We start from the raw sequence: 9,268 nt of genomic DNA, 5'->3' as shown, positions 1-9,268 counted from the left end.
GGAGTGGGGCCAGACGGCTGCGTGCATCGCGGATGCCAGAGATCGACGCGTCGACGACGGCGTGCTCGAGGACGAGGTCAACCGTGCGCGTCTGCTGGCGTCGACAGGCCTGGGCTGGGCCGACGACGACGAGCTCGCCCGCGCGCTCGGCGACAGCGCCGGAGTGCAGGCGCGCGAGGAGGCGGCGAGGCAGCGCCGGATCCTGGCCGCTACGCTCCGCAATGCCGCCAACGTGCTCAACCCGTCGATGATCGTCCTGGGCGGTTTCCTCGCCGTGCTCCGGGACCTCGATCGCGAATCCTTCGACGACGCCGTGCTGGCGCAGGCGCTCGCCGCCTCCGCGGAGAACCTGCAGCTGGCATCCGCCGCGCTCGGTGCAGACCGCCTGCTCATCGGCGCCGCGGACGCCGCCTTCGATCGGCTGCTCGCCGACCCGCTGGCACCCGACCCCGTGCTCACCGAGTGAAGGGCTTGTTCGGTGACCCCCGGCCCTCGAGGGGGCAGGATGGACCCATGAGCAGCGAAGCCGTGATCGTCGATGTCGTCCGCACCCCAGTGGGCCGCGGGAAGCCGGGCGGGATGCTGTCGGGTGTGCATCCCGTCGACCTGGCCGCCGGTGTGATGCAGGCGCTCATCGAGCGCAACGGGCTCGAATCCGGTCAGGTCGACGACGTGCTGCTGGGCTGCGTCAGCCAGGTGGGCGATCAGGCCATGAACATCGCCCGTCAGGCGGTGCTGGCCGCAGGGTTCGACGAGTCCGTGCCCGCGACCACCATCGATCGCCAGTGCGGCTCGAGCCAGCAGGCCGTGCACTTCGCCGCCGCCGGGATCGCTGCGGGCGAGAGCGACATCGTCATCGTCGGCGGAGTGGAGTCGATGAGCCGCGTGCCGCTGGGTGCCTCGGCCGCGGGCGGAACACCGATGTCGCCGCGGCTGCGCTCGCGCTACCCCGACGGGCTCGTCAACCAGGGCGTCAGCGCCGAGCTGATCGCCCAGCGATGGGGTCTCGACCGCGAGACGCTCGACGCCTACGCCGCCGAGTCGCACGCCCGCGCTGCCCGGGCGTGGCGCGACGGCTTCTTCGACCGCACGGTACTGCCCGTCCCGGAGGCGCCGGATGCCCGGCTCGATGAGACCGTGCGCGAGGGCACCACGGTCGAGAGGCTCGCAGGGCTGCCGGCATCCTTCCGGACGGATGCTCTCGCCGAGCGCTTCCCGGAGCTGGACTGGCGCATCACTCCCGGCAACTCCTCTCCGCTCACCGACGGCGCCTCGGCGGCACTGATGATGAGCGCCGACCGCGCCGAGCAGCTCGGGCTCACGCCGCGCGCCCGCTTCCGCGCGTTCGATGTGATCGGGGACGACCCGATGCTCATGCTCACCGGGCCGATCCCGGCCACGCGTCGCGTGCTCGAGCGCGCCGGGCTGACGATCGACGACCTCGACGCATACGAGGTCAATGAAGCCTTCGCCTCGGTGCCGCTCGCGTGGGCTTGCGAACTCCATGCCGACCCCGTCAAGCTCAACCCGCGCGGTGGTGCCATCGCGCTCGGGCACGCGCTCGGATCCTCGGGCACCCGCCTGCTCGGCACGCTGCTCGATCATCTCGAGGCCACCGGGGGGCGCCTCGGGCTGCAGACCATGTGCGAGGGCGGAGGCATGGCGAACGCTCTCATCCTCGAGCGCCTCTGATCGGGGACGGCCCCCGACCTTCCCCCCTCTTCCGTCCCACCTCTTGAGAAGGCGGGTGGGCATGTCCACAATCGGGTTCAGCCGCCGCTGGGGTGGCGCCGGGAGTGGTTCGTCGCCCTCGGCACGAAGATCCGCTCGCGGATCGGGAATCGGAGGCAGATATGCGTACTTCTCGCGCGCTCGCCGCGGTCGGGGCCGCGGCAGCGCTCATCCTCGTGGTGCCGACGGCGGCGTCGGCGGCCGATCGGACGCCGGTGCTGGAGGAATGGTCCTCACAGCTCGCCGCTCCGTTCAGCCTGGCGGTGGAGGGGCACCGGGTGCTCGTCGCCGACGGCGGCACCGGAACGGTCGGGCAGCTGCAGCCCGATGGCCGCATCGCGCCGATAGTCGAAGGCGTCCCCGGGCTGGCAGGTCTCGCGGTGCGCGGAGCGTGGCTCGCATACGGATCCTCCGTCGAGGACGGTGCGTCGGAACCGCCGGTGATCACCGAGAGTGGATTGAACGTGCGCAGCCCCGGCGGTCAGACCACATACATCGATCTGCACGCCTACGAGATGGCGAACAATCCGGATTCCGGCAACAGCTACGGCGTGACCGACCCCGCGAGCTGCGCGGCGGGCACCGCCTACGACGGACTGCTGGATTCGCACGTCTACGGAGTGACCGCATGGCACAGCGGGTGGCTGGTGGCGGATGCCGCAGCCAACGCGGTGTACGAGGTGACCGCGAAGGGAGCCATCCGCACCGTCGCTGTGCTGCCGCCGGTGCCCGTGACACTGACCGCCGAGACGGCGGGGATGCTGGGCCTGGGCGATTGCGCGATCGGCGACGTGTACTACGCCGAGCCGGTGCCGACGGGCGTCGCAGTCGGCCCTGGTGGCGCGATCTACGTCACCACGCTTCCCGGGTTCCCCGGTGAGTCCGCGTCACTCGGAGCACTGTGGCGCATCGACAGCCGCACGGGTGCGATGACGCAGGTCGCCTCAGGCTTCTCCGGACCCACCAGCCTGTCCATCGCCGCGAACCGCGTGTACATCGCGGAGCTGTTCGGCGGACGGTGGGCCGGGGACGCTGGTGAGCATCGCCAAGGGCAAGGTGAAGGTGCAGGCCCACATCCGCCGTTGACGATCGCATGAAGAGACCCCCGCCGACCCGATTCGGCGGGGGTCTCGCGGTCTGCGACCGCGGTGGGAGCGCCACGCTCACCACGGCGCGGCGGTGGAGGCACCCGATCCGGTCAAGCTCTGCGCCGCGCACTGACAGTTGTACGCGCCGCAGGTGACGGCGGGGTGAACTGCGTGCCAATCCTTGGTGTGCCCGGCGTCCGCGATCTGGAAGCGCTTGCGGTCTCCGCCTAGAGCCGTCACGATGATCGCGGTTTCTTGCGCTTCCGGGTGCTGGAAGCGCTTGCAGAAGGTCGGCCACTCCTGTTACCGTCGCGGCACAGCCACCGGCGCGTCGACGCGCCCTTCCTGACGGAGCATCTGTGTCGAAGAAGACCTCTCTACGCCGTACCGCCCTGCTCGCCACCGCCGCACTCGTGGCATCCGGCCTGTCCTCTTTCGGCGTGCTGGCCGCACCCGCTGCGGCCGCCGACCGCACGGTGGCGCTCGTCGGCGACCTGCAGTCGGAGCTCGGCTGCGCCAGCGACTGGGCGCCGGACTGCGCCGAGACCGAGCTCGCCCCGACCGGAGCCGAGGGCATCTACTCGGCGGAGTTCGAGGTGCCGGCAGGCAGTTACGAGTACAAGGTCGCGCTCGACGACGGGTGGGACGAGGCGTACGGTCTGGACGGCGGCGGCGACAACATCCCGCTCACCGTTGCCGGGCCGGCGACCCTGCGGTTCACGTTCGACGACAGCATCAAGCGCGTCGGCGTCCAGGTCGAGGGGATGCAGCAGGGCTACACCGCTGCCGATGATGCGCTCATCGCCGAGCCCGTGCGCCAGGCGGGCTCCGACGAGCAGTTCTATTTCGTGATGACCGACCGCTTCGCCAACGGCGACTCGTCGAACGACACCGGCGGCATCGAGGGCGACCGGCTCGCCACGGGCTTCGACCCGACGAACAAGGGCTTCTTCCAGGGCGGCGACATCGCCGGCCTGCACGAGAAGCTCGATTACATCGAGGGGCTCGGCACGACAGCCATCTGGCTGACCCCCAGCTTCGCCAACAAGCCGGTGCAGGGCGCCGGTGCCGATGCGAGCGCCGGTTACCACGGCTACTGGGTGACCGACTTCACGCGCATCGACCCGCACCTGGGCACCAACGCCGAGCTCGAGGCGCTCATCGCCGACGCCCATGAGCGCGGCATCAAGGTGTACTTCGACATCATCACCAATCACACCGCCGACGTCGTCGACTACAGCGAGAAGCAGTACTCGTACATCGACCAGGCGACCGAGCCGTACAAGACCGCCGACGGCACCGCCTTCGATCCCGCCGAGTACGCCGGCACCGACGACTTCCCGGCCCTCGACCCGGCGACGAGCTTCCCCTACACTCCGGTGATCGCCGACGCCGAGAAATCGGCCAGGACCCCCGACTGGCTCAACGACCCCACTCTGTACCACAACCGCGGAAACTCCACCTGGTCAGGCGAATCCGTCACCTACGGCGACTTCGACGGTCTGGATGACCTGATGACCGAGCACCCGACCGTCGTCAACGGCTTCGTGAAGGTCTATCAGGACTGGATCGACCTCGGCATCGACGGCTTCCGCATCGACACCGTCAAGCACGTGAACTTCGAGTTCTGGCAGACCTGGACCGAGGATGTCCTCGACTACGCCCACGCACAGGGCAACGACGAGTTCTTCATGTTCGGCGAGGTGTACGACGCCGACCCGGTCAAGCTCGCACCCTATGTGCGCGACACCGACATGAACTCGGTGCTCGACTTCACCTTCCAGTCGTCGGCGGTCAGCTACGCCTCCGGCAACTCCGCCAAGGGCCTGCAGACCCTGTTCGCGGGCGACGACCGGTACACGACGGCCCACTCCAGCGCGACGGCGCTGCCGACCTTCCTCGGCAACCACGACATGGGCCGGGTCGGATCGTTCCTGCGCAGCACCGACGCCCCGCTGCAGCGCACCGAGCTCGCGAACGAGCTGATGTTCCTCACCCGTGGCCAGCCCGTGGTGTACTACGGCGACGAGCAGGGCTTCGCCGGCACAGGCGGCGACAAGGACGCCCGTCAGACGCTGTTCGCGACCCAGGTCGACGAGTACGAGAACCAGAACCTCATCACGGGCGAGAAGGCCGGATCCGTCGACCGCTACGACACCGACGCTCCGCTCTATGAGCACATCGCCGCCCTCTCGGCGCTGCGCGATGAGCATCCGGCGCTGAGCGGCGGCGCGCAGATCGAGCGTCATGCGGCATCCGGCGCCGGCGTCTACGCGTTCTCGCGCGTCGACGCCGACGAGAAGGTCGAATACCTCGTCGCCGTGAACAACGCGACCTCCGCCCAGACGGTCGACCTCACCACGCTCACCGGCGACGCCTCGTACAGCGTGCTGTACGGCGACGCGACGGCGCTGACGACCGATGCGGGTGCCGCGACGACGATCACTGTGCCCGCGCTCTCGGCAGTCGTCTGGAAGGCCGATGCCGCGGTAACCGCCCCCGCCGAAGCCGCGCCCGTGACGATCGCCGCTCCCGCTGCAGGTGCCGCTCTCAGCGGCCAGTCGCCCGTGCAGGCCGACATCGCCGACCAGTGGGCTCAGGCGAGCTTCGCCTGGCGCGTCGTCGGCTCCGACGAGTGGCACGCCCTCGGCACCGCCGAGGACACCGAGCCCCGCGTGTTCCACGACATCCGCGGACTGAAGAAGGGGACGCTGGTCGAGTACCGGACGGTGACGACGGATGCCGCGGGCGCACACTCCGCAGCATCCACCTACGCCTCGGTCGGCAACCAGGTCTCGCTCGCCGTTGAAGAGCAGCCCGAGTCGCCGATCGAGATGGTGACGGTGCCCGGCAGCCTCAACTCCGAGATGGGGTGCGCAGGCGACTGGGACCCGGCCTGCGAGAAGGCGAAGCTGACTCTGCGCGCGGACGGCGTCTGGGCCGGCACCTTCGACCTGCCCGCCGGTGACTACGATTACAAGGCCGCGATCGACGGCAGCTGGGCGATCAACTACGGCGCGAACGGCGTACTCGATGGCCCGAACGTCACCGTCAGCCACAAGGGCGGACCCATCACGTTCTACTTCGACCCGCGCACCAACGTCGTGCAGTCCAGCTCCGAGGGGCCGATCGTGACCCTTCCCGGCTCTCTGCAGGACGAGCTCGGCTGCGCCGCCGACTGGACGCCTGACTGCCTCGCCACCCTCATGGCCGATGGCGACCGTGACGGCGTCTACGAGTTCTCGACCGACGCGCTGCCCACCGGCGCCTACGAGCTGAAGGCCGCGCACGGTCTCAGCTGGGCCGAGAACTACGGCGTCGACGGCGCACGCGACGGCGCGAACTACTCGTTCAGCGCCACCGAGGGAAAGGTGACCTCCTTCCGCTACACGCTCGAGACGCACGTGCTCGAGATCTCCAGCGACGACGCGCCCCTGCCCGGCACCGGCGAGCTGCGCGCGCAATGGATCGATGAGGGCACCATCGCCTGGCCGGCCACACTCGGTGCGCCCGAGCGCGCGGCGTACGAGCTGCACGCATCCGCAGACGCCTCGGTGAAGGTGGCCGACGGCGAGGTGACCGGCGCCGACTCGATCGCGCTCGAGCGCGTCGACGGCGGGCTCACCGACGCGCAGAAGAAGCGCTTCCCCGCGCTCGCCGGCTACATCGCGCTGCGCGTTCCGGATGCCGATGCCGCGGCCCTGCTGAAGGGTCAGCTGGCCGTGGCGCAGCGTGACACCGCGGGCGCCCTCACGGCATTCACCGGTGTGCAGATCGCCGGCGTGCTCGACGACCTCTACGCCGACGAGGTGCAGAAGCAGAAGCTCGGCATCATGTTCAACGGGGTGAACCCGACCTTCCGCCTGTGGGCGCCGACCGCGCAGAGCGCCAGCCTGCTGACCTGGGACGCCGGCTCCGACGCCGAGCCCACGCGTCACAAGGCGGCTTACGACAAGGGCTCCGGTGTCTGGACGGTCAAGGGCAAGAAGGCCCTGAAGAACGACGAGTACCTGTGGGAGGTCGTCGTGTACGCCCCCGCCACGGGCGCGATCGAGACCAACAGGGTCACCGACCCGTACTCGGTCGCTCTGACCAAGAACTCCGAGCGCTCGGTCGCCGTCGACCTCACCGACAAGGCGTTCGCGCCGAAGGCCTGGAGCCGGACGAAGGCACCGGTGATCGACAAGCCCGTCGATCGCTCGATCTACGAGCTGCACATCCGCGACTTCTCCATCGGTGACACGACCGTGCCCGAGGGCGAGCGCGGCACCTACCTGGCGTTCACCCGTGACGGCGCCGGCGCGAAGCAGCTGCGTCAGCTGGCGGATGCCGGAATCAACACCGTGCACCTGCTCCCGTCGTTCGACATCGCCACCATCGAGGAGAACCGCGGCGCCCAGGCCCTGCCCGCGTGCGACCTCGCCTCGTACGGCCCGGCCGACACCGCGCAGCAGGCGTGCATCTCGGAGATCGCCGCGAAGGACGGCTTCAACTGGGGCTACGACCCGTACCACTACACGACCCCCGAGGGCTCGTACGCGGTGAACCCCGACGGCGGTGAGCGCGTCGCTGAGTTCCGCTCGATGGTCGGCGCGCTGCACGGCATGGGCCTGCAGGTCGTGCTCGACCAGGTGTTCAATCACACCGCGGCATCCGGCCAGGCCGACCGCTCGGTGCTCGATCGCGTGGTTCCCGGCTACTACCACCGCCTCAACGCCGCGGGTTCGGTCGAGACCTCGACCTGCTGCCAGAATGTGGCGACCGAGAACGAGGTGGCGCAGAAGCTCATGGTCGACTCTGTCGTCACCTGGGCGCGGCACTACAAGGTCGACGGCTTCCGCTTCGACCTGATGGGCCACCACTCCAAGGCCAACATGCTCGCGGTCCGTGCGGCTCTCGACGCCCTCACCCTCGAAGACGACGGCGTCGACGGCAAGGCCGTCTACCTGTACGGCGAGGGCTGGAACTTCGGAGAGGTCGCCGACAACGCGCTGTTCGAGCAGGCGACGCAGGGCCAGCTGGGCGGCACCGGCATCGGCACGTTCAACGACCGCCTGCGCGACGCCGTGCACGGCGGCAGCCCCGTCGACGGATCGTCGACCTTCCGTCAGGGTTTCGGCACCGGTCTCGGCACCGATCCCAACGGCGATGCGATCAACGGCAGCGCCGAGCAGGCGGTCGCCGACCTCGGGCATGACACCGATCTGGTCAAGCTCGGCCTCGCCGGCAATCTGCGCGACTACACGTTCACCACCAGCGACGGCAAGGTCACCGCGGGTGAGGACATCGACTACCGCGGCGCCCGCGCCGGATACGCGGATCAGCCTGACGAGACGATCAACTACGTCGACGCGCACGACAACGAGACGCTCTACGACCTGTCGGTCTTCAAGCTGCCCGTCGGCACCTCGATGGCTGACCGGGTGCGCATGAACACGCTGTCGCTCGCGACCGTGACGCTTTCGCAGTCGCCGTCGTTCTGGCACGCCGGCACCGAGCTGCTGCGCTCGAAGTCGCTCGACCGCAACAGCTACGACTCGGGTGACTGGTTCAACCGCGTCGACTGGACCGGGCAGGAGTCGACGTTCGGCTCGGGGCTGCCGATGGCCGCCGACAACGAGGAGAAGTGGGGCCTCATGCGCCCGCTGCTCGAGAACGCCTCCCTCAAGCCGCAGGCCGCCGACATGGCGGCGGCCGAGGCCGCGGCGCTCGACCTGCTGCGCGTGCGCGGCGAGGTGGACCTGCTGCGCCTCGGCTCGGCGGAGCTGATCCAGCAGAAGGTCACCTTCCCCGACGGGGGAGCGGATGCTGCCCCCGGCGTCATCGTGATGCAGATCGACGACACCGCCGGCCCGGACGTCGACACCGAGCTCGACGGCGCGCTGGTCGTGTTCAACGCCTCGCCGGAGCCCGTGTCGCAGACGGTCGACGGCCTCGCCGGCCGGTCGTTCGCCCTGACCCCCGCGCAGGCGAAGGGTGCGGACGCGGTCGTCAAGACCACGACGTGGGTTGCCGAGAGCGGCACCGTCACCGTCCCCGCGCGTTCGGTCGCGGTGCTCGTCGACGCCCAGGACGGCGGCTCGGAGCCCGGCCAGCCGACGGAGCCCGAAGAGCCGACGGAGCCCGGCGAGCCCACTGAGCCCGGCGAGCCTACGGAGCCCGGTCAGCCGACGGAGCCCGAAGAGGCAGCGGAGGACGTCGCGCTCGAGCTCTCAGCGCACACCGTCGAGCAGGGCGGCGCCGTGAGCGCGACGGTGACCGGTCTCGCCCCCGGCGAGCAGATCGCCGCGGCCGTGCACAGCGAGCCCATGGTCGTTCGCGGCATCCCCGCGGCCGACGCAGACGGCACCGTGCGCTTCGACGTCGCGATCCCCGACGACTTCGCCGTCGGCGCGCACACGCTCTTGGTCACCTCCGACACACGGGCGCCCCTGCGCGCGACGCTGACC

Annotated in this window: 3 protein-coding genes and 1 pseudogene; all 4 read left to right on the top strand. The window is 69.8% G+C overall.

The genetic code is table 11. From position 1 onward, the window contains the following. Nucleotides 1-466: pseudogene (locus RT309_RS05770) on the top strand (transcriptional regulator); the annotation flags it as partial. A gap of 47 nt (nucleotides 467-513) precedes the next feature. Continuing rightward, the gene (locus RT309_RS05765; RefSeq protein ID WP_191712625.1) at nucleotides 514-1,692 is read left to right on the top strand and encodes a thiolase family protein; all 1,179 of its coding nucleotides are present in this window, start codon (nucleotides 514-516) and stop codon (nucleotides 1,690-1,692) included. Between the two features lie 161 nt (nucleotides 1,693-1,853). Next, nucleotides 1,854-2,828 carry a ScyD/ScyE family protein gene (locus tag RT309_RS05760; protein WP_313355925.1) on the top strand — a complete coding sequence of 325 codons (975 nt, stop codon included), beginning with the start codon at nucleotides 1,854-1,856 and terminating at the stop codon, nucleotides 2,826-2,828. Between the two features lie 350 nt (nucleotides 2,829-3,178). Then, nucleotides 3,179-9,268, top strand: a 6,090-nt coding sequence (pulA, locus tag RT309_RS05755; protein WP_313355924.1) for a pullulanase-type alpha-1,6-glucosidase, incomplete at its 3' end; no start/stop codon positions are given.

Source organism: Microbacterium sp. (assembly GCF_032084865.1).
Taxonomy (GTDB): Bacteria; Actinomycetota; Actinomycetes; order Actinomycetales; family Microbacteriaceae; genus Microbacterium.
The sequence above is the reverse complement of the archived record's forward strand: the minus strand, read 5'-3'. Positions and strand labels throughout refer to the sequence as shown.